Here is a 25,321-nt window from a genome sequence, read left to right as displayed (position 1 = left end):
GAATTAATCGGGATGTCCGTCATGCAGCTTGCGCTTTATGAAAAATACGACCTGCGACTGCCGCGTTATACCAGTTATCCGACCGCACCACATTTTCACGCCGGTGTAGACGGAAAGGTATTTGAAGGATGGCTTTCCGATCTTGATCCCAAACAGCCATTATCGCTTTATCTGCATGTCCCCTATTGCGAGGAAATGTGCTGGTTTTGCGGCTGTAACACCAAAATCACCAAACATTACAAACCGATCATCAGCTATGTCGCGGCCTTGCTGAGCGAGATCGAAAGCACCCTTGGCAAATTGCCCGATGGTGAACGGTTTGGCGTTTCCCATATCCATTTTGGTGGTGGCAGCCCGACCATCCTTAAGGCCGACGATCTGCGCACCATCATGGCCGCCATTCGCACCAAGGTCGATATCCTTGAAGATGCGGAAATCGCCATTGAAATGGACCCGCGGACCGCCAAAGAAGACTTCATGGATGCCATGATTGAATGCGGCTTTAACCGGGCCAGCATCGGCATTCAGGATTTCAACATCGATGTTCAGCGCGCGGTTAACCGCGTTCAAAGCATCGAACTGGTGCGTGATGTGATTGCCGGTCTTCGCCATCGCGGCATCAAGGGGATCAATGTGGATCTGATGTATGGCCTGCCCCATCAGACGCTTGAAACCCTGCGCGAAACGGTTGACCAGACGGTTGCACTTTGCCCGGACCGCCTTTCGGTGTTTGGCTATGCACATGTGCCGTGGATGAAAAAACATCAACAACTGATCCCGACCGAAGTTCTGCCAAATACCGAAGAACGCTGGGCCCAGTACGAAGAAATCCAGAACCGCCTTGCCAAGCACGGATATGTCGCCATCGGGCTTGATCACTTTGCCCATCAGGCCGACAGCATGGCCATCGCCCTTGCCGATGGTAAACTGCACCGCAATTTTCAGGGATACACCACCGACCGCGCCGAAGCCCTTGTCGGATTTGGCCCGTCTGCGATTTCATCCCTGCCGCAGGGCTACGGGCAAAATGACCCGGCACTGGCCCGCTGGCAGCGCAGCATCGAAGCCGGTGAATGCGCGATTGAAAAAGGCGTCGCCCTTTCGGGCACGGACAAGCTGCGCCGGGAAATCATCAACGAATTGATGTGCAATCTTCATGTTGATCTTGATGTGGTCTGCACACAGTTTGGCACATCGGCAGATCGATTTGCCCCGGAACTGGAACGTATCAAGGCGATGACCGGCGATAACATCGTTGAAGTTAACGGCAATCACATTTCATTGACCGATATCGGCCGCCCCCTGGTCCGTGCGGTTTGTGCAGTCTTTGATACCTATCTTGATCCCGCGCATGGACGCCACTCCCAAGCGGTTTGATGCGTCACATCGCTCAGCAAAAAGGGGCCGATTGGCCCCTTTTTTATTGTGCGATGATACAGCGATGATCAATCCCACTGCGGCGCCAGCCCGTCCGGGCTGACGATCCGGCCATTTGCATTTGCAAGACTATGAATGGCCTTCATCTGTTCGGCAGTCAGTTCGAAATCAAAGATGTCAAAGTTTTCTGCCAATCGGTGCTCGGTAACCGTCTTGGACAGGGCAATGACGTTGTTCTGTGCGATCACCCACCGCAGAACGACCTGTGCCACCGACTTCCCGTGATCTGCTGCGATATCCTTCAGGACATCATTTTCAAAGACCTTGCCATCGGCCATGGCAAAGTAGCTGGTTAACGACATCCCGAACCGGTTGGCCGCATCCATCACAGCCGATTGATCAAGGAAGGGATGATATTCGACCTGATTGGTAACAATCGGGGCATCGGAAAGCGATACAGCGTCGGCCATCAAGGCCGTGTTAAAGTTGCTGACGCCGATATGACGAACCTTTCCGGCCTTTTGCACAGCATTCAGGGCGCCAATTTGCTCTGCCAGCGGCACATCATTGTTTGGCCAATGCAAAAGCAAAAGGTCAACATAATCGGTCCGCAGCTTCGCCAGACTTTCATCGACCGACGCGATGAAATCATCATGGCGATAATTACCGACCCAGACCTTGGTGGTCAGGAAGATATCCTTGCGCGCGACACCGGATATTTCGATGGCCTCGCCCACCGCCGCCTCGTTCTCGTAAATCTGCGCGGTATCTATATGACGAAATCCGGTTTGCAGGGCCTTGGGCACGATACGCTTCACATCATCTTCGGAGACACGAAACGTCCCAAATCCAAGTGCAGGAATGCGCGCACCATTTGCGGTTACATCAAACATTTTTCAAACCTCGTTTTATTGGGTTCTGATTACGCAAAATCGCATTGATGTTTGCGTCTCAAACAGGGTTACTTTGCCGGGCATCGCGGTTATTCAGCGGGTTGAAGACCGGCTTCGTCCCGGCGGTCAAGCGCCCCACTCAGTACTGTCAGACCAAGCGCACCGATCACGAGAATGGCACCGATCCACGGGGTCGCACCCAAACCAAGGTTTGATGCGACAACCTGCCCGCCGATCCAGGCACCAAGGGCAATACCAAGGTTAAACGCCGCGATATTGAGTGCCGAGGCAACATCAACACCATTGGGGCGGTGTTGTTTGGCAAGTTTCACGACATAAAGCTGCAAGCCCGGCACATTGGCAAATTGCAGGAAACCAAGGGCGCCCAGGGTCACAATGGTTGCCGCCGGCGACATCACGGCAAAACTGAACAGGACAAGGACGGTCGCCTGCAAAACAAACAATCCAGTCAGAGCGCGAACAGGATTGCGATTGGCAAGCTTCCCGCCCACCAGATTGCCGATGGCGATGGCAACACCGTAAAAGATCAGGATCAAGCTGACCGATGATTCGGCAAAGCCGGTGATTTCCTGCAAGATCGCAGACAGATAGGTGAAGGCAACAAATGTCCCGCCATAACCAAGTGCTGTCATGCCATAGACAATCAACAAACGCCCGCTCCCCAAGACGCGAAGCTGATCGCCAATACCGGCGGCTTCGCCACGTTTAAGGTTCGCAGGAAGCAGTGCTGCAATCCCGACAAACGAAATGACCCCCAAAAGGGCAACACCCCAGAAAGTCGCACGCCAGCCAAACATCTGACCGATGAAGGTTCCCAGTGGCACACCGGTAACAATGGCAACCGTTAGGCCCATGAACATCATGGCGATTGCCGATGCACGACGGTCTTCCGGTACAAGGTCCGCGGCAATCGTTGCCCCGACCGAGAAGAACACACCATGCGCGAACGCGGAAATCACCCGGGCAACCAAAAGAAGTTCGTAACTGGGGCTTAGTGCGGCAACCGCATTGCCGATCACAAACAGGCCCATTAATCCCAGCATCAGGGATTTGCGGTTCATCCCCCCGGTAAGCGCGGTCAGGATCGGCGCGCCAAAGGTCACACCAAGGGCATAGACACTGACGATCAGGCCCGCCATCGGCAAGGTCACAGCAAGATCAGTTGCAACCGTAGGCAAAAGCCCGACGATCACGAATTCTGTTGTCCCGATCGCATAGGCAGCGATGGTCAACGCAAACAAGGCAAGTGGCATCGAAATTCTCCTTCCGCACTTTATGCGGACAATTGGGTTTCATCGGGCTTCCCCGGAATTTGGCGTAACTATGCCAATCAAAACCTTGCGCGATAATCAGGATTGCGCGACAACCATATGTGAATTCAATTCAAAGACGAGGCACAATTGGACAATCGTGCAGGCGAAATGGAGACCTTTGTCAAGGTCATCGAACATGGCAGCTTTTCCCAAGCCGCACGGGATTTGCACATGTCACCATCTGCTGTCAGCAAACTGGTCACACGCATCGAGGACCGCCTTGGCACGCGGTTGCTTGTCCGGTCCACCCGCCAGCTGCAACTCACACCGGAAGGCGAGATGTATCTGCGCCGCGCCCGAACCATCCTTGATCAGATTGATGAAACGGATCGATTGATCGGTGGTGGCGGTCAGGCCGCACCGCGTGGCAAGCTTAGCGTCAATGCGTCTGTGGCCTTTGCGCAGGTATTCCTTATCCCCAACCTGCCCCGGTTTTTGCGTCAATATCCCGATATCGAACTTGAACTGACCCAAACCGACGGCATTGTTGATCTGCTTGAAGAACGGGCCGATATCGCCATTCGATCCGGCTTGTTAGCTGATTCCAATCTGATGGCGCGCAAGCTTCTGGAAACCAAGCGCAAGATCGTCGCATCGCCGGACTATCTTGCCGAACATGGCATTCCGCAAACCCCAGCCGACCTTGCGCGTCACAAATGCTTGCGGTTCAATTTCATAAAAGGCCGCAATTTCTGGCCATTCACCGACCCGCAATCAGGCCGACGGTTTGAACAAACGATCAGCGGTGATTTTCTGGGAAATAACGGCCCGCTGGTCAAAGCCATGTGTATTGCAGGCATCGGCATTGCCCGGATTGGCAATTTCCATGTCGAAGATGCGATCAAACGCGGTGATCTGGTTGAAATTCTAAACGACTGGACGGCCGATGACGTGGAAACTGTTCATGCGGTTTGGGCTGGCCACGATCATCTTGCCACCCGCATTCGTGCCTTTATCGATTTTGTCGCAAGCTGCGTTAAAGAGGCCTGAAATCACGGGCCGGATCAGGCGGACTTTCGCAAGGTCAGAATGACAATGCCGCTAACCACAATCAGGCCACCGGCCATCTGGGTCGGGCTGATCATCTGATCAAGGATCACCCAGCCAAACAGCAAGGTGGCAATCGGTTCCACATTCATCACCGGGGCATTACGCGCCATATCAAGGCGCGGCACGGTGATGAACAGCACCGAAAACGCACTGCCATACAGCAACACCAATACCCCAAGTCCGATCCAGCCGGGCAAGGCATCGGGCAATGCCATGCCACCGGGCAACACATTGCCAACCCCGGCAAAGATCATCGCGATAAACACAACAAGCATTGTGAACATGGATCGCACCGATCCGTTCAGCGCGGCAAGCTTGTGATCTGTCACCCAGAACGCCACCGACAAGGCCATCGCCGCCGTCAGGGCAAAGGCGATGCCCAGCCACCATTCATCGGTAACAGTGACACCACCGCCAAGAATACCGGGCAGATCAAGTGCTAGGACAAGGCCCGACAAAATGAACAGCATCAGGGCCGCCGATTTCAATGTCGGGCGCGCCCCGCCCAATCCCCATGTCAGCAATGCCAGAATGATCGGAAAGGTATTGGCGGTCAGTAAGGCAAGGGCAACCGGCACACGCGCAACAGCGGAATAAAGACACAGGCTTTGGATCGTGATCATCAATCCCACAAGCAACTGCCAACGCCCCAGTCCCTTGGGCAACCGGATGGAATGACGCTGCAAACTGACAATCGAAATCAGAATAAGCAGTGCCACACCCGACCGGCACAAAACCGCCAACAGCAACCCGGTCCCATTTTCAAAGGCAAGACGTGCCGCCACATGGTTTCCGGCAAAGCTGCACGCGACAAGCGCCAATGTCATGACCGCGATATGGCGCGGCAACAGCGCGGGCGCACCACTCGGACTGGTTGCAGATGGTTGGGAATTGGCGGCGGACATCGGGCGGCTTCCTGATTGATTGGGGCCGCACGAATAGACCTTATACCCCTTGCGGAATCAAGGCGTTATATTGAAGTCCGGCTTTCTGTTGCACTTAGAAGTTCCAGACAGCGTTGTGCAACCAGACGGGCTGGTTGCAAGGAAGGATGACGGAACGGAACCAGTTCGCTACCCGCAAGCATCGGGCAGGCATAGCCGCCTTCATAAAGCGACTGGTGCAACAACTTGTGCCGATCCAAAGCCAACCCATCCGGGGCATAGATATAAACCCCGCCGGGGGCGGCCGCGGCCTCGCAACACATAGAAACGGAATCACCGGTTACAATCAGCACATCGGCAAGGGCCAGATATCCGAAATACGGATTTTCGTTTTTCGACATCCAGTCATGCAGATGGTAGGTCAGACCCGATGTTTCGAGACGTTCGGCAATCAGGGCTTCGTTTTCAGGTCCGGTACGGCGGCTTGTTGTGACCATCAGACTGCCATCAACCGCACGGGCCGCCTCGATCGCCTTTGAGATAAGTTCGTCGGCCATGTCACGCGTGAATACCGATTTCTTGGTGTTGCCGCCAACAATCACCGCAAAGCGCGGTGTCGGAAGCCCCTTGAACTGGGGACGCCAGGTATCGGCTTCGATCAATAAACGGGTTTCGGTCACGCGATGCGGGGCACCGGGAATTTCAAGGATGTTTTCGCGGATAGTCATCCGATCATGGGCCGGTACGGCAATCAGATCAAAGGCACCTTCGCCACAATCGGGGCGCATGATCTGGCAAATCCGGGTATGACCGCGACTTTGTTTTTTAATCCACCGGGCAATGGGGGCTGTTCGACGCCCGGCCGATATCACAAGATCGGGCCAGGGGGCGACAAGCCGGGTGCGCGATGGAACATCAACGCCCATCAAACTTGTCCCGCGGATGATATTGGGCAGGCGCGCGAGCTTTGTGTAACCGATATCAATACGCTTGAAGGGTTGTGCCAGTGCCTCGGCCACGCCGATTGCCTGATTGACATTCCCGGCACGATCATCGGCCAGAACCCAGATCAGATGCGTATCTTGCTCGGACATTCAGGGAAACTTTCCTGATTTGATTATTGTTCTTTGGGGTGCGCGTAACAGCAGATCATAATCGTTTACCATGCTGGCGTCGATGCCCTGCCCTGATAGGTACAGTCAGATTGCGGGTTTATCAAGCATCCACGCCAAGTCATGAATTTGGTGCTGGGAATTGAAACAATTTTGTAATTTAATCTCGCGTCCCCACCTATTCTTTAGTGTGGGAAAACGGGATTAATCAAGCGTGGGCAGAATGCTAGGCACATCGGGTTCAGTCAAAAAAACATCTAGGATTGTTTTGTGCATCCTGCTTGCCCTGTTGCCTGTAACTGTTTGGCTGGTCACCGAATTCTGGCGCGAAACCAAACTGATCGACATCACCGAAGACGGACGCAACAAGCTGGAACTGTATCGTTCCAACCTTCAGGGTGCGATCAAGGAACATGAATATCTTCCGATTACGCTGGCCTCTGACAAGCGCATCATTGATCTTGCCCTTGATGCCGATCCGGAAACCGCATCGGCGGTGAATGTCTATCTTGAACGCCTGACAACCGACAGCGGCGCGTCTGACATCTATTTCATGGACAAGGCCGGCACCACGATTGCGGCCAGCAACTGGAACAGCCAGGCATCCTTTATCGGGCGCAACTTTTCGTTCCGCCCCTATTTCCAGCAGGCCCGCATGGGCATCACCGGGCATTACTTTGCATTCGGGATCACATCGAATGTGCCGGGTTATTACATTTCCCATCCTGTGCGGCCGGACGGCACAACGTTTCAGGGTGCCGTGATCGTCAAGACCCACCTCGAAGCCCTTGTCCAACGCTGGGCACGCGGCAGTGAAAGCGTTCTGGTGACCGATGAAAACGGTGTTGTCATCATTGCATCCCATCCGGAATGGCGGTTCCGCGATCTTGACGGTTTGCCATCGCGGGATCGCCCGCGCCTGATTGCATCGCGCAAATATGGCGACTCACCGCTTGATCCGATGCCCCTGATTTCCGGTGCATGGCCCAAGGGTAATGACCTTGGCACGCTTGCGCTTGGTGTGACACCGCGCGATATCGGCGATCAAAGTGTCGCGCCCGAACCGAATGCCAGATCAGCACGTTCGGAAAACGCCAAACCGGAACCGGCAAAGACCACCTATCTTGTGACGGGCAGCACCCTGCCCACCCAAGGGTGGCGGATGTATCTTCTGACCGACAAGTCCGCGCTTGATAAATCAGTGATCAGTTCCGGTCTGATGGGCGGTGCCGCCCATATCATTTTCACCGGTCTGGTTTTCATCATCTTGCAACGACGCCGGGCGATGCTTGAACAGCTTGAAATTCGCGACTGGTCCCAACGCGAACTTGAACGCCAGGTCCGCCTGCGCACCGCCGATTTGATGAGCACCAACCTGCGACTGGCACAGGAAATCACCGAACGGTCGCGCACCGAAGACGCCCTGCGATCTGCACAGGCCGAACTGGTCCAGACCAGCAAGCTTGCCGCCCTTGGTCAGATGTCTGCGGGCATTGCCCATGAAATCAACCAGCCCCTGACGGCCATTCGCAGCTATGCGGAAAATGCCCTTAAATTCATTGCGCGCGGCAACGAGGAAACCGCAGGACGCAACCTGCAACGGATTTCCGAACTGACGGACCGCATGGGGCGGATCACCAATAACCTCAAGACATTTTCACGCCGCCCCGAACAGGACAACCATCTGGTTGATGTCCCCAAGCAAATGCAAAAGGCCATCGATCTGGTTCTTGAAACCGGCCGAACTGGTGCATCCAACATTTCACTTAGCCACGAAGATGACCTGCGCCCCGTCATTGCCGAGGCCAACCAGCTGACACAGGTCTTTACCAACCTGATCAGCAACGCAGCCGATGCCTGCCAGAACATTGAAGACCCGCGTATCGACATATCAATCATCGAGCGCGAAGGCCGGATCATCGTCAAGGTCAACGACAATGGTCATGGTATCCTGCCGGAAAACCTGCCCAAAATATTTGACCCGTTCTTTACCACCAAGCCGTTCGGCGATGGCTTGGGACTGGGGCTTTCGATCTGTTATGGCATCATTCGAAGCTTCGGCGGGACCATCCGTGCGGAAAACCGCCCAAATGGCGGATCATCTTTTGTGATTGAGCTTCGTCAGGAAGATATTGACGAAAACGCGGAAGAAAACAGCATCTCGACGACGATGGCCGGTCCTGATAGAACCTTTGAAAAATATGCATCCCCCGTTGATGCACACCGCGATCAGGCCTGATGCACCATCCGTCCCCTGATTGCCGATCAGGGTCAAAGGAAAAGTCAGTGTCAGCGATTGCCAATTGTGTCCTGTTTGTTGATGACGACGCCGATGTGCGTGAAGCCGCACAGCAAACGCTGGAACTTGCAGATATCCATGTCGAAGTATTTCCAGACGCGGCATCTGCCCTTGCCCATCTACGCAAAGGTTGGCCCGGCGTTGTTGTTTCCGACATCCGTATGCCCAAGATGGACGGGCTTGAATTCCTGACCGAGGTTAAAAAAATCGATCCCGATATGCCGGTGATCATGGTGACCGGGCATGGCGATGTCGCAACGGCTGTCAAAGCCATGCAAAGCGGTGCATTTGACTTTATCGAAAAACCCTATGCCCCGGATTTGTTCGTCGACATCACCAGACGCGCAATGAGCCACCGCCAGCTGATCCTTGAAAACCGGACATTGCGGATCGAGCTTGCCCGCCACACCAAAAATGCATCGGACTTTATCGGCCGCAATCCGGCAATGGAAAAGCTGCGCACCCTGATCCGCAATGTCGCCAGCACCAATGCCCATGTCCTGATCAATGGTGAAACCGGTGCAGGCAAGGAAGTCATTGCGCGTAATCTGCATGAAATGTCGGGCCGTAGCGGCCCGTTCGTCGCGGTCAATTGCGGCGGCATGCCGGAAAACCTGATTGAATCCGAGCTGTTCGGTCACGAAGCCGGTGCCTTTACCGGGGCAGATCACAAGCGTATCGGCAAGTTTGAATTTGCCGACAAGGGCACGATCTTCCTCGATGAAATCGAAAGCATGCCCCTTGCCCTTCAGATCAAGCTGTTGCGTGTTTTACAGGAACGCGCCCTTGAACGGTTGGGATCAAACCGGGTGCAACCGATTGATCTGCGCGTGGTTGCCGCAACCAAAACCGATCTTCGGGCGGCATCATCACGCGGGGAATTCCGCGAAGACCTTTATTACCGGCTTAATGTCGTGCAACTCCACATCCCGCCCCTGCGCGACCGCAAGGATGACATCCCGCTTTTGTTTGAACATTTCAGCCGCGATGCCGCCAAAAGGTTTGAACGCCCGGTCAATCTGGTAACCCCCGCCGAAATGGCGCAATTTACTGCCTATGACTGGCCCGGCAATGTCCGCGAGCTGCGCAACGCCGCGGAACGGCGGGTCCTTGGCCTTGATCCCCTTAACAGCGGCAACGACGCCAATACCCAAAGCGGCCTGACCCTGCCCCAACAGGTCGAGGCGTTTGAACGCAGCCTGATTACCGAGGCCCTTCGTGAACATGCAGGCAACGTCACGGCCACGGTCAGTGCGCTGGGCGTGCCGCGCAAAACATTTTATGACAAGCTGACCAAATACGAAATTACACCAGCCGAATTCAGGCGCACACGCAGCGCTTCGGACGACGAGCCCGCCAATTAGGCGGGCTTTTTCTTTGCCGTAACTCCGCCTTGGATTGACGACAAAACAACTGTGTGAATTACCACACATCAAGCAAAATATTATGTGCGAAATAGCCAACAAATCAATGATTTACACCGCATTGCAGCAATACAAAAGCCACCATAAGCATCTGATTTTTATAAGTTAAATCGGAATTCCCAAAACTGGCCCGCACCTTGCTGATTACGGCACAGCGCCAAACGGCGTTTCAAAACGACGCCACAAAAGGCGCGCTTACGGGAAAACGCATAAGCCAGTCAAAGGGAGACATTCTAATGCGTCCTATCACCAAACATATTCTTGCAGCTGGTGTTGCTGCCGCTGCCCTGATGGGTGCCAACGTTGCATCCGCACAGGAAGTTATCAAATTTGCGCACGTTGTTGCGCCGAACACCCCGAAAGGTCAGGGTGCGGAATATTTCAAAAAACGCGCTGAAGAAATTCTGGGCGACAAGGTTAAAATCGAAATCTATCCGAACTCGCAGCTGTTTGACGACGACAAGGTCCTTCCGGCCATTCTGCGCGGCGACGTACAGTTCGGCGCACCGTCGCTTGCGAAATTCGGCAAATGGACCAAAAAACTGCAGGTCTATGATCTTCCATTCCTGTTCAAGGACATGGATGCTGTTTCCTGCTTCCAGAACGGTGCCAAAGGTCAGGAACTGCTTAATGCCATGTCTGGCAAAGGTCTGACCGGTGTTGGTTACTGGCACAACGGCCTGAAACAGCTTTCGGCAAACAAGCCGCTGCGCCTTCCGGAAGATGCCGCAGGCCTGAAATTCCGTATTCAGTCCTCTGACGTGATTGCCGCACAGTTCGAAGCAATCGACGCTGTTCCGCAGAAAATGGCGTTCTCGGAAACCTATTCCGCCCTTCAGACCGGCGTTGTTGATGGTCAGGAAAACACCTGGTCGAACATCTATTCCAAGAAGTTCTTCGAAGTTCAGGATTACATCACCGAATCCAACCACGGTCTTCTCGACTATATGGTCGTTACCTCGACCAAGTGGTGGGATGGTCTGGACCAGGAAATTCGTGACGGCCTGACCCAGGCTATGAACGAAGCATCCGAATATGCCAACGGCCTGTCGGCTGATCTGACCGCCGAACAGCGTCAGGCAGTCATCGATTCCGGCGAAACCGAGATCCTGTCCGTATCTCCGGAAGATTTCGCAAAGTGGCAGACCGCAATGAAGCCGGTTTGGGATGAGTTCGCTGGCGATATCGGTCAGGACATCATCGACGCCGCTGCTGCGTGTAACTGATCCACACTTTTTCCAACCATTTTCGGAAAAGGGCCGTTTACGATGATTTCGACGGTCGTTACCCGGCTGGAGGAGGGCATTATTGCCCTCCTGCTCGCCGCCATGACATCGCTTACTTTTGTAAACGTCGTCATGCGTTATGTCTTTAATTCCGGCCTTACATGGGCGCTGGAAATCACCGAGTTTCTGTTTGCCTGGCTGATCCTGTTTGGCATGTCCTATGGGGTCAAGGTTGGCTCGCATATTGGTGTCGATGCCCTTGTTCGCCTGTTCCCGGATCGGGTTCAGCGCGTCATTGGCCTGATCGTGGTTGCCACGGGCATTCTATATTCGAGCTGGTTGATCATTGGTGGCTGGGAACTGGTCAGCTTCAACCACATGCTTGAAATGGAAGCCGAGGACAGCCCGCTTATGCTGTGGTTTGTCTATCTGATCATGCCGGTTGGCGCTGCATTGCTGGCGTTCCGTCTGGCACAGGTGGGCTGGCGCATCATCACCGGCAAACAGGTCGGCTTTAACCTGGCAGACGAAGCACGCGAAGCCATTGACCAGCTTAATCATGCTGGCGATGGGACCGCAGATGGCGACAAGACCGCCAGCGCGTCAAAGCCAAACGCATAAGCCGCGCGGGGGACATATTTCATGACAATTGCATTTCTGTTTATCCTGCTGTTCGGCCTGATGGCGATGGGCGCACCGATTGCCATTTCGCTTGGCGTATCGTCGCTTGCCACCATTTTGATGTTTGGTGATGACAGCCTTGCCACGCTGGCCGAAAAGCTGTTTGGCGGGATGGAACATTACACCCTTCTTGCCATTCCCTATTTCATTCTGGCATCGGCATTTCTGTCGACCGGTGGCGTTGCCCGCCGCCTGATCCGCTTTGCCATTGATACTGTGGGCTGGTTCCCCGGTGGCCTTGCCATGGCATCGGTTCTGGCCTGTATGCTGTTCGCTGCTGTTTCGGGTTCAAGCCCGGCAACGGTTGTTGCCATCGGCTCCATCGTGATCGCCGGGATGGTTCGTGCAGGTTACCCGCAAAGCTTTGCTGCGGGCGTGATCTGTAACGCCGGAACACTTGGCATCCTGATCCCGCCATCCATCGTCATGGTGGTTTACGCAGCCGCGACCGAGGTTTCAGTTGGCCGCATGTTCCTGGGCGGGGTTATTCCGGGCATCATGGTTGGCCTGTTGCTGATGATTGCGATCTATATCGTTGCACGCATCAAGAAACTGCCAAGCCAGCCGCGCCCGACCCTTGGCGAATGGGGCAGCGCACTGTTTTCCGCATCCGGCGGGCTTTTGCTGGTTATCCTGATCATGGGTGGCATTTATGGCGGGGTCTTTCCCCCGACCGAGGCGGCCGCCGTTGCCGCCTTCTATGCCATGTTTGTTGCCGTGCTGTTTTACCGCGACATGGGCCCGATCAAGGATCTTTCCTGGACCCCTGCAAACGGCAAAACCGGTTTCGGCAATGTCATGGCCTATAACCTGCCGAAAATGGGCAAGGCGCTTGTGCTGCTGCCCTTTGACAAGGATGTGCGTCACGTTCTTCTGGATGCAGGCAAAGTCACCATCATGCTGATGTTCATCATCGCCAACGCGATGCTGTTTGCCCATGTTCTGACATCCGAACGTATCCCGCACACCATTGCAGAAACCATCATTGGCTGGGGTCTTCCGGCATGGGGCTTCCTGATTGTCGTCAACATCGTTCTGCTGATTGCCGGCAACTTCATGGAACCATCGGCGATCCTTCTGATCATGGCGCCGATCCTGTTCCCGATTGCCATGCAGCTGGGCATTGATCCGATCCATCTGGGCATCATCATGGTGGTCAATATGGAAATCGGCATGATCACACCGCCGGTCGGATTGAACCTGTTTGTAACATCCGGGATCACCGGGATGCCGTTGCTTAAGGTCGTCAAGGCCGCCTTCCCGTGGTTGCTGATCCTGTTGGGCTTCCTGGTTCTGATTACCTATGTCCCGGCCATATCCACATGGCTTCCGACCACCCTTATGGGGCCGGAACGGATCATGACCCACTAATTCATAAAACAGTCTTTCCCCAAGAAAGACCACTTAAGGGCGGCATCAAATATCGATGTCGCCCTTTTTTCGTTTGTACGCATGGCAGCCATTCCGGGCGATCAAATTGAGATACTTGGAAAAAACACCAATCTTGTGGATAATGGCATCTCTTGAATCGTTTCAGGTTGCAGTCCCCGATGGCGCACCAGTTGGTTGCGCAGGCCCGGACGCAGCATTGACGCCACCCAATATGCCTTATTGATCAGGGTTCAGCCCCAAGCCGCGTCCAGAATTGAACGCGGCCTTTTGCGCCCCGCCCTTGGCAATCGAACGTCATGACGCACCGGCAATCGCGGAATATGCGCCCCACTTGCCACCAAACGGAACGGAATGCAGCCCCATGGCACATGTTACGCCTGACAACAGACCCGATCCCAAACGTCTGGCATTACTGCTTGCAGCCCTGATTGCAACGGCACCCTTTGCCATTGATACCTATCTTCCCGCGATCCCGGCAATGGCGGCCGATTTTGGCGCGGCAACCCATGCGGTTGAAGTATCGATCAGTACCTTTTTGATCGGCTTTGCCCTTGGCCAATTGATTGGCGGCCCCTTGTCTGATCGCATTGGTCGTCGGCCCGTCGCCCTGATCGGACTGGTGATTTACATCATCACCAGCGCAATTATCACCGGTGTTGATAGTGCCGGTGCGCTTAACATCATGCGCTTTGTGCAGGCGATTGGCGGGGGCTTTGCCCTTGTGGTTGTCGGGGCATCTGTACGTGATCTTTATGACGGCAAGGAAGCGGCACAGATGTTTGCGCTGATTGCCGTGATCATGATGATTGCGCCGCTTGCCGCGCCAACGGTCGGCTCTGTTCTTCTGGTCTGGTTTAGCTGGCAGGCGATCTTTGTCCTTTTGATCGGATATGGCAGCCTGATGCTGGTGATTGTCTGGTTCAAGATGCCCGAAACCACCAAATATCGCCCGCATTATGCCGGACCGACACGCCGCGTCTGGTGGACCTATCTGGAAGTTCTGCGCACCCGCAAGGCGGTTGGCTTTATGTTGACCCATACCGGGGCAAGTGCGGTGATGTTCAGCTTCCTGACCGACAGCCCGTTCATGTATATCGACTTTTTTGGCGTCACACCCGGACAGTTCCCCTATTTGTTCGGGGCCAATGTCATGGTGATCGTCATATGCAATCGCCTGAACAACCCGTTGCTGCGACGTTATGAACTGCACCAGATCCTTAAAATCGCAACCGCCCTTCAGCTTGCAGCGGTCGTCGGATTGTTTGTTGCGGTCAATATTTTCGAGCCAAGCCTTTATGTTGTTGTGCCGCTGGTGATGATCTCGGTCGGTATGATCGGTTTGACCGCGCCGAGCGCAACCGCATCCTTCATGCAGTTCTTCCCCCATATCGGGGGAACCGCCACTGCCCTTATGGGCACCATCCAGTTTGCAACAGGTGCACTGGCCGGTATGGTCATCGGCCATTTCCATGACGGGACATTGTTGCCGGTTACCTTATCGATGCTGGGCTTTGGCATTTTCACCAATGTCATGGTTCACTTCGTTGCCGCAGCCAAGCCATCCGATGTCACCGCAAGCCTGCGCGAAGCAGCCGCAACAAACAGCGCAGAATAGATAACAAAGCATAGAACAGGAGCCCCGCGATCATGGCAAAGATGAGTTTCAACGATTACGGCCGCTGCATGGCTGTTTACAACAGCTGGCAAAACCGGGTTCTCTATGATCTTTGCGATCAGATCGGGGCTGAAGAACGCGCACGTGATCGCGGCATGTTTTTCAAATCAATCGATGCGACGCTCAATCATCTTATCCATATTGACCGCCGCATTCTGGGCATCATGAAAACCGGCGAAGCCCCGGTCTATGACGCCCATACACAGGTCGCCGATGATTTTGAAACCCTGCGTGAAATCCGCCGTGAACTGGATGCCGAGATTGAGGCATTCGTCTCCTCGGACGATTGTGACTGGCAGGACGGTTTTCGTGAATTTACCGGCGTAGACGGCATCACCCGCAACCTGCCCCGACCATTATTCCTGATCCAGTTTTTCAATCATCAAACCCATCACAGATCACAAATCACCAGTGAATTGCACAAGATGGGACTTGATTACGGCATCACGGACGTACCCCTGACGCCCGATCTGCCATTGTGATATTCGCAATTACTTCCCGGTAAAGACGGCTTTACGCTTTTCAAGGAAGGCGGTGTATCCTTCCTTGAAATCCGCGCTGTCAAACGCGCGATAACCTTCATCAAATTCACGGGCATCAATCGCCCCGCCCTGACGCAGGCGATTGATCATTTTCTTGTGCAGGCGCTGGGTAATCGGCGCGCCACCGGCGATACGATGCGCGGTTTTATCGATCTCGGCATCGAAATCGGCAATCGGCACGTGACGGGCCACAAAACCGATTTCGCGTGCGCGTTCGGCATCAAACATCTGGCCTTCAAGCAGAATTTCAAACAGGGCTGCCTCGCCCAGAAGATCAAGCATGATCTCAAGCTCGGGATAGCCAAGCGTCGCGCCAAGTTTCATCGGCGGGACAGCAAATTTGGCGTTATCCGCCGCAATGCGCAGATCACAGGCCGATGCCAGAACAAAGGATGCCCCCATGCACGGGCCATCAATCGCGGCAATCACCGGATGGATGCAATTCTGGATCGCTTGCAGGGCCTCGGCATGCAGAAGCCCATAATCACGCGCCTTGTCAAACCCTGCCCGTTCGCGGACAAATTCATGAATATCGGCACCGGCACCGAAACCAGCCCCCTCGCCGCCACGAATGACGATGCAACGCAAATCAAGATCGTCAGACAGTTTCTCTGCAATATTGGCAAGCGTGCCCCACATGGGTTTTGTCAGGGCATTTTTGCGTTCGGGCTGACAAATGGTGACGGTCGCGATGCCATCTGCAATGGCGACATTCAATCCGGTTTGATCGGTCATGACATTTCCTTTGGGGCTTGCTGTTTGACACAGCTTAAATCGGTATAACTATACCGAATAAACCGAAACAACCGATTTGCCAATATAAGACAACAACTTCATCGCATTTTGAATTCAGGCGTGATGTTTGTCGGCCAGCCCCGCTGTTGCATTGACCGTTTTATCAAGTCGCTTGTTGGCCCAGGTGACGGCCTGATCAATATCGGCTTCGTAATGGACAAGTGGTGGCTTCATGCCATGCACGAAAAGATCACGCCTGATATCGTGCTTTGTGCCACAAAAAACGATATACCCGCCCCGTCCACGCACCTTCTGTACCAGCCCGGCAAGCGTATTGGCCGCTGTTGAGTCCAGAAATGGAACGGCGGAAAAATCGACAATAAGCGCCCGACGTGTATCACCAATGCGATCCAGAACCGATCCGAACGCCGCCGTGGCCCCAAAGAAAAACACGCCCGAAATGCGGAAAACAACAACATCCGGATCGCCAGCCGAAACAGTTCCATCCTTTGGCACGGAAACCTGACTATCGGCGCGGTCTTCGGCAACAAATGGCGTGTCACTTTCGACATCGGCGATGTTTGACATTCGGCGGATAAACAAAACCGATCCCAAAGCAAAGCCAACCACAATCGCCTCAAGCAGGTCGCGAAAAACCGTCAGCAACAATGTGGTCAGCAAAACAGCGGCATCACCACGCGAAGACCGTAACAATGTGATGATTGCGTGCCTTTCGATCATGTTCCAGGCAACCACCGCCAGCACACCGGCAAGACATGCAAGCGGAATGAAGCTTGCCAAAGGTGCAGCAATCAGGATGAACAGCAACAGGAAAACACCGTGCAAAATCCCGGCAACCGGCCCATGTGCCTTGGAACGGACATTGGTTGCAGTACGGGCAATCGTTCCGGTCACGCAAATGCCGCCAAACAGGCCCGATGCAACATTGGCGACACCCTGTGCAACCAGCTCACAATTCGAACGATGCCGCCGCCCCGTCATCCCGTCCGCAACCACAGCAGACAGCAAAGACTCAATCGCGCCAAGCAGCGCAAACGCAATGGCATTGGGCAAAACAGCCTGCATCTTGGTCGCCGAGATTTCCGGAAGTGACGGGATCGGCAAGGACCCCGGTATCCCGCCAAAAACACTGCCGATTGTTGAAACCGGCAAATCAAGCATGGCTGTCGCCATGGCAGCACAGGCCACCGCAATCAGCATCCCGGGCCAATGCGGCTTCAGATGCTTCAGACCGACAATCACCACGATTGTAAGTCCCGACAGAACGACCGTGGTCAAATCCGTTCCGGGCAAGGCATCCCAGATGACGGGCAGCTTTTCAAGAAGCGGCCCGGGTTCACCCCCCGACAGCTTTAATCCCAGAAGATCCTTGATCTGGCTTGCAAAGATGATGACGGCAATTCCGGCTGTAAAACCGACCGTAACCGGATAGGGAATAAACTTGATATAGGTTCCCAGCCGCAAAAAACCGATCACAACCAACATCAATCCGGCAAGGATTGTTGCCAGCAACAATCCATCCATTCCGTGTTGCTGAACCGTTGCCGCAACAAGCACGATGAAGGCCCCCGCCGGCCCACCAATCTGAAAGCGGCTTCCACCAAGAAGTGATACCAGAATACCGCCGATGATCGCTGTATACAGACCCTGTGCCGGGCTTGCCCCCGATGCGATGGCAATGGCCATCGACAAAGGCAGGGCCACAATCGCAACCGTCAGTCCGGCGATGGCATCGGCGCGCAACTGCGCAAGACCATAGCCTTCCCGTAAAACCGTGATCAGTTTCGGGGTAAAAAGCTCAACAAATCCCGGACCGGCAGCGCGGCTTTTGGGTGGTGTTGCTGTCTTCATGGTATCTGGCAACCTCGTGACAGTGATTGCACAAAACGGCTCCCCGCAGGCAAATCGGGAAGCCGCAATATTCATCTCAGGACTTCAGGCCCGAACGCGGGGCCACTTTTCTATTCCGCGGTGTCGTCGCTGACAGCCTGTGGCACAGGTTCTTTCAAACGGACACCGCGCCCCAAGGCAATGCTGGGCACCTGTTCACCGATAAGCTCGATACCGGCGCGATCAAGGGCGGTGACCACCTTTGACAATGTATCGACCACGCCGCGAACATTGCCCTGACTGGCTTCCATCCGCTGAATGGTCGGCACCGACACCCCCGCCATTTCGGCAAGTGTTTTCTGATCAATGCCCAAAAGGGCACGTGCAGCCCGCAATTGTCCGGCTGTAATCATATCGGCACCTTCATCTACACCCTGTCTGCACACGAACCAGTACGGGTTTCATACGCATAATTCAGATACTAAACCATAATATTGATGTTTGAAATATCAATATTGCCGTTTTTAAGTACACAGCATCAGCAACCCGCGGAAATCCGGGCAAGCATATACGCCCGATCTGCCGACGACCGAGGCAAACCTGACCAAACGGTCAGCGGCTTTTCTTTGCGCTTTTGGGCAGAAAGCGTTAAGAGGTGCGCAAATATTCGATCCGAGAAGGGTATATTCGCCATGACCAACGAAAAACCGACCGCGCATTGCACCTATGCTGCGAAGACCGTCGCCAAAATTTTGCTTGATATTGGCGCGGTAAACTTCCGCCCGGAAGAAGCCTATATCCTGACGTCCGGCTGGGCCAGCCCGGTCTATATCGATTGCCGCAAACTGATTTCTTTCCCGCGTGCGCGCCGCAAGGTCATTGAACTTGCTGCCCGTCAGGTTTCTGATGCCGCCGGATACGAAGCATTCGATGCGGTTGCCGGTGGTGAAACGGCTGGTATCCCCTATTCGGCATGGCTGGCCGATGCGCTTGATCTTCCGATGCAGTATGTCCGCAAAAAGCCGAAAGGTTTTGGCCGCAAAGCCCGCATCGAAGGTGACATTCACGAAGGTCAGCGCGTTCTTCTGGTCGAAGATCTGGCAACCGATGGCGCATCGAAAGTCAATTTCGTCAATGCCATCCGCGAAGCCGGTGCCGAGTGCAAACACGCCTTTGTCGTCTTCTTCTATGACATTTTTGAAGGCGCACTTGATGAACTGCGCAAAGACGATATCGAAATGCACTATCTGGCAACCTGGGCCGATGTTCTGGCCATTGCCGAAGAAGGTGAATATTTCAGCAAGGAAGCCATCGAAGGCGTTCGTTCCTTCCTGAACGACCCGATCGGCTGGTCCAAAGCCAATGGTGGCAAGCACGACTGATCAGCCTTCCCGGCCCTGATCAATCAGCACTATTTCAAACGCCCGTCGATTTATCGGCGGGCGTTTTGCATTTCAGGGATTTGTCATCCCGCCTTTTCTGGACAGGTGCGACAAGTCGGTTCAATATGTTCCCAAGTAAAAGCAAAGCCATAGCACCAACTATGGCGGTTCCACGGGATACATATTGACGTGATAAGGGCAGTCTCATTGCCCCGCGGTCAAAGGAGCAACGCATGTCGATGCACAAAACGGCCAAAAGTCTGACCACCGTTGCGATTGTCTTTGCGACGGGCATTGCCTTGTCTGGTTGCGCCCTTGAACAGCAGGCACCTGTCACAAGTCCCAACGGAACGCAGACGCTGGTCACGCCGTGGGGAACGACGTCGTCAGCATCCCCGTCCCACGCCACGGCAAATGGTGCGCAAAGCGATGACAGTCTGGTGATTATGCAAGACATCAAACGTCAGGCCATTGATCTTATGCAGCAACAGCAGATCGACGAGGCCCGCATTGCGTTGGGCATTCTTGATCGTATGGCACAACGATGTGTTCAGGGCGGCGAGGCAGCAGCCTGCGCAACACTACAAACCAACTGGCCAAGCCTGTCCCAGCAATTGCACAAAACGCTGTCGATGTTTTCAAAAGACCCCATGCAGGCACCGATGACGGGGCCTTCCGGTGCCTCCGCCCTGCCCGATATGCCCGAGATGAATGATACATCCCCGATGACACCCGCAATGACGGCACCGGCGATGAATGCCCCGACCGACAGCACAAACACCCCGTCGATGGAAAAGATCATTCCGATGACCCAACCGGGCACTGACGGATAAAATTCTTTTCGTCTCAACAGACTGCAATTTGAGATAGAACAAAGAAAACTTCCGGGTGCGCGGATATCTTCGTTGTCATGACGTCAAGGCCATCGTGGCACAGTGCCAATTCGGTCTGCGCCACGTCTTTTACCTAACGGAGATTGCTCTATGTATCGGGATATTCTTGTTCATATCGACACCTCGCCCTCGTGCAAGGAACGTCTTTCGGTTGCATTGAAAATCGCAAAAGCACAGAACGCACACCTTACCGGTCTGTATCTTTTGCCCTATGCCGAAATTCCGCGTTTCATGGAAGTGCAGATCACCGAGGAAATCATCTCCCAGCAGCGTGCAGCCATGGCCGAAACCGCCAATGACGCCCACAAGGAATTCAAGCACGCCTGTGAAGAAGCCGGTGTTCCGTTCAGCTGGCAGCAGACCGCATGTTCGGCATCCGAAATCGCCGATACCGCCGCGATGTATGCCCGTCACCATGACCTGACCATCATGGGTCAGCATGATCCGGAAAGCTCTGATCCGTGTTCGGTCTCGGAAATGCCCGACAAGGTCATCCTGACGTCCGGTGCCCCGGTTCTGGTTGTGCCGTATGTCGGCCGGTTTGACACCGTGGGCGAACGCATCATGGTTGCATGGAAACCGTATCGCGAAGCAGTCCGTGCGGTGAATGACGGCATGCCGTTCCTGGAAAACGCCAAATCCGCGCTGGTTTTGTGTGCCGACCCGAACAAGGGCGCCCGTGACACCATGCCGGTACCGGGCACTAATGTGACCGCCCGCCTTGAACGCCACGGCATCAAGGTTCGTCGCGAAACCATGAATGCCACCGGCATCAGTGTTGGCGATCTGTTGCTGTCGCGTGCAGCCGATGAAAGCATCGATCTGATCGTTTGTGGCGCCTATGGCCGCCCGCGCCTGCGTGAACTGATGATGGGTGGCGTCACCCAGCATCTTCTGCGTCACATGACGGTTCCGGTCTTGATGTCGCACTGATCCGGCAATATCAGTTTTAATGATCCTGAACACCCAAAACCGGTCAGTTTTCTGACCGGTTTTGTTGTTTGCACGACCGCCCGCACATCAATCATTGCCATCAACACAGGAAAGAGTTGCGCAACCCGGTAGCAGGATTAAAGTGCCTTAAACGATATTCGGGCTTTGACGCCCCATAGAAATCAGAGGTTCGACATGACCATCGACGCCACCAACGTCAATCCGACCATTCCCGGCAATTCGGATGCCAGCCGCGATGTTGCAAGCTATCTGCATCCCTATACCAATCTGGTCACCCATGAAAAAACCGGCCCGCATATCATCACGGGCGGCAACGGCATCTATGTGACCGATGACAGTGGCCGCAGCCTGATCGAAGGCATGGCAGGCCTGTGGTGTGCGTCCCTTGGCTTTAGCGAGAAGCGTCTGGTTGATGCCGCAACCAAACAGCTCAGCACCCTGCCCTATTACCACACCTTTGCATCCAAAAGCACAAACCCGGCGATTGATCTTGCCGAGAAGCTTCTGGAACTTGTGCCGGTCCCGATGTCGAAGGTGTTCTTTGCCAATAGCGGGTCCGAAGCAACCGATTCCGCAGTCAAGATGGTCTGGTATTATCACAACGCCATCGGTCAGCCCGAAAAGAAGAAGATCATTTCGCGCAAAAAGGGCTATCACGGTGTTACGGTTGCATCCGCATCGATGACCGGCCTGCCGGGCAACCACAAACTGTTTGATCTTCCGATTGACCGGATCCTGCATACCGATACACCCCATTACTGGCGCGAAGCACAGCCGGGCGAGGAAGAAGAAGATTTCGCAACCCGTCTTGCCGAACAGCTTGAAGACCTTATTCAGGCCGAAGGCCCGGAAACAGTTGGTGCCTTTATCGCCGAGCCGATCATGGGGGCTGGTGGCGTCATTGTTCCGCCGCGCACCTATTTTGAAAAGGTTCAGGAAGTCCTGAACCGCTATGACATTCTGTTCATCGCGGACGAGGTTATTTGCGGCTTTGGCCGTACCGGCCGGATGTTTGCGACCGAGACCTTTAACCTGAAACCCGACATGATCACGGTCGCCAAACAGCTTTCATCGGCCTATCAGCCGATTTCTGCCCTGTTCATCAATGACAAGATTTATCAGGCGGTCAAAAAGGGATCGAACGAGGTTGGCACATTCGGCCATGGCTTCACCTATTCCGGCCATCCGGTTGCCGCGGCAGTCGCCCTTGAGACCCTTAAAATCTATGAGGATGACGGCATTATCGAGCATGTCCGCACTGTCATGTCGCCGTTCCAGAAACGCCTGAAAGACCTGAACAAGTTCGATCATGTCGGGGAAACCCGTGGTCGCGGCCTGATCGGCGCGTTTGAGCTGGTGGCAGACAAATGCGCCAAGACGCCGTTCGAGCCCTATGGCGCAGCGGGCAAAGCCGTTGCCGAGGCCTGCCTGCAACATGGCGTGATCCTGCGTGCACTTGGCGACACGGTGGCCTTCTGCCCGCCGCTGATCATCACCGAAGACCAGATCAACGATATGTTCGACAAGGTTGAAGCCGCACTAACCGCTTGGCACGCAACCAAATAATTCGATACAGCATCGAATTCAACTGATCGCACTGACGAGTCCCGCGCCAATCCCGATGATTGCGCGGGATTTGATTTTGAACGGTCCTTTGGCTTTGAAACCGCAGATCAATCAAAATAGACACAGCAATTACCACGGCAGAAAATTCATCGATTTTATCTATGAATTAAATCAATATAATTGTGCCGCCAAATGCGTTCAAATCCTTGCCAAATGAAGCCAATAGGCTCAAATTGAGAACTGTAATAAGACGAGGCGAGCCGATTTTTCCCGATATAGCGCGCCCATAGTGCAAGATCGACAATCGAGAGACAGAACATCTTTTTTGCCCGAACGGTTCCAAACAAAACTGGAATCGCTTTAATTTTTGACAAGGGTCAATGCCCCGTCGGTCGCCATGTCCGATAAGGGATAAATCATGCACCGGTCAAAACAGGCAGAAATGTTCTGATCAGGTTTCTGATCCGGGCGCTGACAGAGCTTCGTGGCCAATTGTTTCGGCCACACAGAGACAGGCGAAAGAACCAAAGATGAATTATAACAACTTCTTCAAAGACGCGCTGGCTGGCCTCAAGGCTGAAGGTCGCTATCGTGTGTTCGCCAACCTTGAACGTATTGTCGGCAAATTCCCGAAGGCCATGTATCACCCGGGCAACGGCGAAGCACCGCGCGAAATCACCGTATGGTGTTCCAACGATTACCTTGGCATGGGACAGCACCCCAAAGTGATCGAAGCCATGCAGGATGCCATCACAGGTCAGGGTGGCGGAGCCGGTGGCACACGTAACATTTCCGGCTCCAACCATCTGCATGTCGCGCTTGAGCAAGAACTCGCCGATCTGCACGGCAAGGAAGCCGCCCTTTTGATGACTTCGGGCTATGTCGCGAACTGGACCACGCTTTCGACCCTTGGCTCCAAATTGCCTGATTGCGTGATCATTTCGGACTCGCAGAACCACAATTCCATGATCGAAGGCATGCGCCATTCCAAGGCCGAACGCCGTATCTGGAACCACAACGACGTCGAACATCTTGAACAGATCCTCAAGGAAATCGGCCCGGAACGCGCCAAGATTGTTGCCTTTGAGTCGGTCTATTCGATGGATGGCGACATTGCCCCAATCGCCGAGATCCTTGATCTTTGCGAAAAGTACAACGCGATTTCATATCTTGATGAAGTCCACGCGGTTGGCATGTATGGCCCGCGCGGTGGCGGTGTTGCCGAACGTGACGGCGTCATGGACCGCGTTGACATCATCCAGGGCACCCTTGCCAAGGCATTTGGTGTGATTGGTGGCTATATCGCGGCCAAACCGGAAATCGTCGATTTCGTGCGCAGCTTTGGCAACGGCTTCATCTTTACCAGTTCCCATCCGCCAAGCATTGCGGCCGGTGCACTGGCATCTGTGCGCCACCTGAAAGAAAGCGACGCAGAACGTCAGGCCCAGAAGGAACGCGCGGAAACTCTGCGTGAACGCATGCGTGCGGCTGGCCTTCCGGTGATGGATGCGCCAAGCCATATCGTGCCTTTGATGGTTGGCGATGCGTCGATGTGCAAGGAAGCAAGTGATCGTCTGTTGTTTGAACATGACATTTATGTTCAGCCGATCAATTACCCGACCGTTCCGCGTGGCACCGAACGCCTGCGCTTTACCCCGGGTCCGCTTCATGACGATGCCCTGATTGATCATCTGATTGACTCGCTCCTGACCGTCTGGAGCCAGCTGGGTATTTCCAAAGCTGCCTAAAGCTTCCCAGGAGCGATATTGTGATATCGCTCCTGCTTCACACCCCGGCCTGCTGTCCGGGGTCGCACGCGGACGAAATTTATCGATTTATTCCGCGGGCGATGTGCTACACTGCTGTCATCATGTTGAAGTATAAACTGTTTGTTCGCTTTGTGATCAATGCGGGTTCTCTGCTCGCAGGAACCTCTCCCCGAGTGGGGTGAGGAACGGTTTCCTGCATCTGCACTCGGGGTTTTGAAGTCAATCTTCAATAACCGATGACAGGCAGCTCAAGCTGCCGAGAGGCAGGATCACAATGACGCC

Annotated in this window: 21 protein-coding genes; 14 read left to right on the top strand and 7 right to left on the bottom strand. The window is 54.4% G+C overall.

Translation table 11 applies throughout. The features are described 5' to 3' along the window. Positions 1-21: 21 nt before the first annotated feature. Positions 22-1,377, top strand: a complete 1,356-nt coding sequence (gene hemN, locus TH19_RS10600; protein ID WP_114102481.1) for an oxygen-independent coproporphyrinogen III oxidase — start codon at positions 22-24, stop codon at positions 1,375-1,377. A gap of 68 nt (positions 1,378-1,445) precedes the next feature. Here hemN and TH19_RS10595 read toward each other — a convergent pair whose 3' ends face one another. Both TH19_RS10595 and TH19_RS10590 read right to left on the bottom strand, forming a co-directional pair. Further along, entirely contained in the window at positions 1,446-2,270 is an 825-nt protein-coding gene (locus TH19_RS10595; protein ID WP_114102327.1) for an aldo/keto reductase, read from the bottom strand. 89 nt (positions 2,271-2,359) lie between these two features. Further along, positions 2,360-3,544, bottom strand: coding sequence for an MFS transporter (locus tag TH19_RS10590; protein WP_114102326.1), 1,185 nt, complete (start codon positions 3,542-3,544; stop codon positions 2,360-2,362). A gap of 147 nt (positions 3,545-3,691) precedes the next feature. Here TH19_RS10590 and TH19_RS10585 point away from each other — a divergent pair, with 147 nt between their 5' ends. Beyond that, entirely contained in the window at positions 3,692-4,594 is a 903-nt protein-coding gene (locus TH19_RS10585; RefSeq protein ID WP_114102325.1) for a LysR family transcriptional regulator, read from the top strand. A 14-nt stretch (positions 4,595-4,608) separates the two neighbouring features. On the opposite strand, the gene TH19_RS10580 is transcribed toward TH19_RS10585, so the two are convergent. Together TH19_RS10580 and TH19_RS10575 are read right to left on the bottom strand one after the other, a co-directional pair. Next, positions 4,609-5,559, bottom strand: a complete 951-nt coding sequence (locus TH19_RS10580) for an EamA family transporter (protein ID WP_114102324.1) — start codon at positions 5,557-5,559, stop codon at positions 4,609-4,611. Between the two features lie 65 nt (positions 5,560-5,624). Beyond that, positions 5,625-6,632 (bottom strand): mitochondrial fission ELM1 family protein, encoded by a 1,008-nt coding sequence (locus TH19_RS10575; RefSeq protein WP_114102323.1) that lies wholly within the window; start codon positions 6,630-6,632, stop codon positions 5,625-5,627. Positions 6,633-6,918: 286 nt separating this feature from the next. Between TH19_RS10575 and TH19_RS10570 the strand changes: the two genes are divergently transcribed. The 7 genes from TH19_RS10570 (at position 6,919) to TH19_RS10540 (ending at position 15,829) form a co-directional block, all read left to right on the top strand. Further along, the gene (locus tag TH19_RS10570) at positions 6,919-8,889 is read left to right on the top strand and encodes a sensor histidine kinase (RefSeq protein WP_258547910.1); all 1,971 of its coding nucleotides are present in this window, start codon (positions 6,919-6,921) and stop codon (positions 8,887-8,889) included. Further along, entirely contained in the window at positions 8,889-10,313 is a 1,425-nt protein-coding gene (locus TH19_RS10565) for a sigma-54-dependent transcriptional regulator (protein ID WP_114102321.1), read from the top strand. The genes TH19_RS10570 and TH19_RS10565 overlap by 1 nt, the downstream gene beginning before the upstream one ends. A 296-nt stretch (positions 10,314-10,609) precedes the next feature. Beyond that, entirely contained in the window at positions 10,610-11,599 is a 990-nt protein-coding gene (locus tag TH19_RS10560; protein WP_114102320.1) for a TRAP transporter substrate-binding protein, read from the top strand. A 42-nt stretch (positions 11,600-11,641) separates the two neighbouring features. Next, the gene (locus TH19_RS10555; protein ID WP_114102319.1) at positions 11,642-12,220 is read left to right on the top strand and encodes a TRAP transporter small permease; all 579 of its coding nucleotides are present in this window, start codon (positions 11,642-11,644) and stop codon (positions 12,218-12,220) included. A gap of 21 nt (positions 12,221-12,241) precedes the next feature. Next, positions 12,242-13,651 (top strand): TRAP transporter large permease, encoded by a 1,410-nt coding sequence (locus TH19_RS10550; RefSeq protein WP_114102318.1) that lies wholly within the window; start codon positions 12,242-12,244, stop codon positions 13,649-13,651. Positions 13,652-14,033: 382 nt separating this feature from the next. Next, positions 14,034-15,287, top strand: a complete 1,254-nt coding sequence (locus TH19_RS10545) for a multidrug effflux MFS transporter (RefSeq protein WP_147250753.1) — start codon at positions 14,034-14,036, stop codon at positions 15,285-15,287. 32 nt (positions 15,288-15,319) lie between these two features. Continuing rightward, the gene (locus tag TH19_RS10540) at positions 15,320-15,829 is read left to right on the top strand and encodes a DinB family protein (protein ID WP_114102316.1); all 510 of its coding nucleotides are present in this window, start codon (positions 15,320-15,322) and stop codon (positions 15,827-15,829) included. A 9-nt stretch (positions 15,830-15,838) separates the two neighbouring features. Here TH19_RS10540 and TH19_RS10535 read toward each other — a convergent pair whose 3' ends face one another. From TH19_RS10535 to TH19_RS10525, 3 genes are all read right to left on the bottom strand, one after another. Continuing rightward, the gene (locus TH19_RS10535) at positions 15,839-16,624 is read right to left on the bottom strand and encodes an enoyl-CoA hydratase/isomerase family protein (protein WP_114102315.1); all 786 of its coding nucleotides are present in this window, start codon (positions 16,622-16,624) and stop codon (positions 15,839-15,841) included. 114 nt (positions 16,625-16,738) lie between these two features. After that, positions 16,739-18,496 carry a SulP family inorganic anion transporter gene (locus TH19_RS10530; RefSeq protein WP_114102314.1) on the bottom strand — a complete coding sequence of 586 codons (1,758 nt, stop codon included), beginning with the start codon at positions 18,494-18,496 and terminating at the stop codon, positions 16,739-16,741. 110 nt (positions 18,497-18,606) lie between these two features. Next, on the bottom strand, positions 18,607-18,888 hold the full coding sequence (locus TH19_RS10525) for a helix-turn-helix domain-containing protein (RefSeq protein ID WP_114102313.1): 282 nt from the start codon (positions 18,886-18,888) through the stop codon (positions 18,607-18,609). A 279-nt stretch (positions 18,889-19,167) separates the two neighbouring features. Between TH19_RS10525 and TH19_RS10520 the strand changes: the two genes are divergently transcribed. The 5 genes from TH19_RS10520 to hemA all read left to right on the top strand — a co-directional run bounded on the left by TH19_RS10520 (position 19,168) and on the right by hemA (position 25,018). Next, positions 19,168-19,857 carry an orotate phosphoribosyltransferase gene (locus TH19_RS10520; protein WP_114102312.1) on the top strand — a complete coding sequence of 230 codons (690 nt, stop codon included), beginning with the start codon at positions 19,168-19,170 and terminating at the stop codon, positions 19,855-19,857. A gap of 233 nt (positions 19,858-20,090) precedes the next feature. Beyond that, positions 20,091-20,690: a hypothetical protein gene (locus tag TH19_RS10515; protein WP_114102311.1), complete on the top strand. Its 600-nt coding sequence runs from the start codon at positions 20,091-20,093 to the stop codon at positions 20,688-20,690. 150 nt (positions 20,691-20,840) lie between these two features. Next, entirely contained in the window at positions 20,841-21,683 is an 843-nt protein-coding gene (locus TH19_RS10510) for a universal stress protein (protein WP_114102310.1), read from the top strand. A gap of 195 nt (positions 21,684-21,878) precedes the next feature. Then, positions 21,879-23,270, top strand: coding sequence for an aspartate aminotransferase family protein (locus TH19_RS10505; protein WP_114102309.1), 1,392 nt, complete (start codon positions 21,879-21,881; stop codon positions 23,268-23,270). A gap of 530 nt (positions 23,271-23,800) precedes the next feature. Continuing rightward, positions 23,801-25,018, top strand: a complete 1,218-nt coding sequence (gene hemA / locus TH19_RS10500) for a 5-aminolevulinate synthase (RefSeq protein WP_114102308.1) — start codon at positions 23,801-23,803, stop codon at positions 25,016-25,018. Positions 25,019-25,321 lie beyond the last annotated feature (303 nt).

The sequence above is a fragment of the Thalassospira profundimaris genome, assembly GCF_003326675.1.
In the GTDB taxonomy this organism is placed as follows: Bacteria; Pseudomonadota; Alphaproteobacteria; order Rhodospirillales; family Thalassospiraceae; genus Thalassospira; species Thalassospira aquimaris.
The sequence above is the reverse complement of the archived record's forward strand: the minus strand, read 5'-3'. Positions and strand labels throughout refer to the sequence as shown.

What these genes read in the sequence shown, in the direction of transcription:
- TH19_RS10555 (WP_114102319.1), top strand. Translation starts at nt 11,642, where the DNA reads ATGATTTCGACGGTCGTTACCCGGCTGGAGGAGGGCATTATTGCCCTC.
- TH19_RS10540 (WP_114102316.1), top strand. Translation starts at nt 15,320, where the DNA reads ATGGCAAAGATGAGTTTCAACGATTACGGCCGCTGCATGGCTGTTTAC.
- TH19_RS10505 (WP_114102309.1), top strand. Translation starts at nt 21,879, where the DNA reads ATGACCATCGACGCCACCAACGTCAATCCGACCATTCCCGGCAATTCG.
- TH19_RS10515 (WP_114102311.1), top strand. Translation starts at nt 20,091, where the DNA reads ATGTCGATGCACAAAACGGCCAAAAGTCTGACCACCGTTGCGATTGTC.
- TH19_RS10535 (WP_114102315.1), bottom strand. Translation starts at nt 16,624, where the DNA reads ATGACCGATCAAACCGGATTGAATGTCGCCATTGCAGATGGCATCGCG.
- TH19_RS10560 (WP_114102320.1), top strand. Translation starts at nt 10,610, where the DNA reads ATGCGTCCTATCACCAAACATATTCTTGCAGCTGGTGTTGCTGCCGCT.
- hemA (WP_114102308.1), top strand. Translation starts at nt 23,801, where the DNA reads ATGAATTATAACAACTTCTTCAAAGACGCGCTGGCTGGCCTCAAGGCT.
- TH19_RS10595 (WP_114102327.1), bottom strand. Translation starts at nt 2,270, where the DNA reads ATGTTTGATGTAACCGCAAATGGTGCGCGCATTCCTGCACTTGGATTT.
- TH19_RS10575 (WP_114102323.1), bottom strand. Translation starts at nt 6,632, where the DNA reads ATGTCCGAGCAAGATACGCATCTGATCTGGGTTCTGGCCGATGATCGT.
- hemN (WP_114102481.1), top strand. Translation starts at nt 22, where the DNA reads ATGCAGCTTGCGCTTTATGAAAAATACGACCTGCGACTGCCGCGTTAT.
- TH19_RS10565 (WP_114102321.1), top strand. Translation starts at nt 8,889, where the DNA reads ATGCACCATCCGTCCCCTGATTGCCGATCAGGGTCAAAGGAAAAGTCA.
- TH19_RS10510 (WP_114102310.1), top strand. Translation starts at nt 20,841, where the DNA reads ATGTATCGGGATATTCTTGTTCATATCGACACCTCGCCCTCGTGCAAG.
- TH19_RS10530 (WP_114102314.1), bottom strand. Translation starts at nt 18,496, where the DNA reads ATGAAGACAGCAACACCACCCAAAAGCCGCGCTGCCGGTCCGGGATTT.
- TH19_RS10580 (WP_114102324.1), bottom strand. Translation starts at nt 5,559, where the DNA reads ATGTCCGCCGCCAATTCCCAACCATCTGCAACCAGTCCGAGTGGTGCG.
- TH19_RS10520 (WP_114102312.1), top strand. Translation starts at nt 19,168, where the DNA reads ATGACCAACGAAAAACCGACCGCGCATTGCACCTATGCTGCGAAGACC.
- TH19_RS10545 (WP_147250753.1), top strand. Translation starts at nt 14,034, where the DNA reads ATGGCACATGTTACGCCTGACAACAGACCCGATCCCAAACGTCTGGCA.
- TH19_RS10590 (WP_114102326.1), bottom strand. Translation starts at nt 3,544, where the DNA reads ATGCCACTTGCCTTGTTTGCGTTGACCATCGCTGCCTATGCGATCGGG.
- TH19_RS10525 (WP_114102313.1), bottom strand. Translation starts at nt 18,888, where the DNA reads ATGATTACAGCCGGACAATTGCGGGCTGCACGTGCCCTTTTGGGCATT.
- TH19_RS10550 (WP_114102318.1), top strand. Translation starts at nt 12,242, where the DNA reads ATGACAATTGCATTTCTGTTTATCCTGCTGTTCGGCCTGATGGCGATG.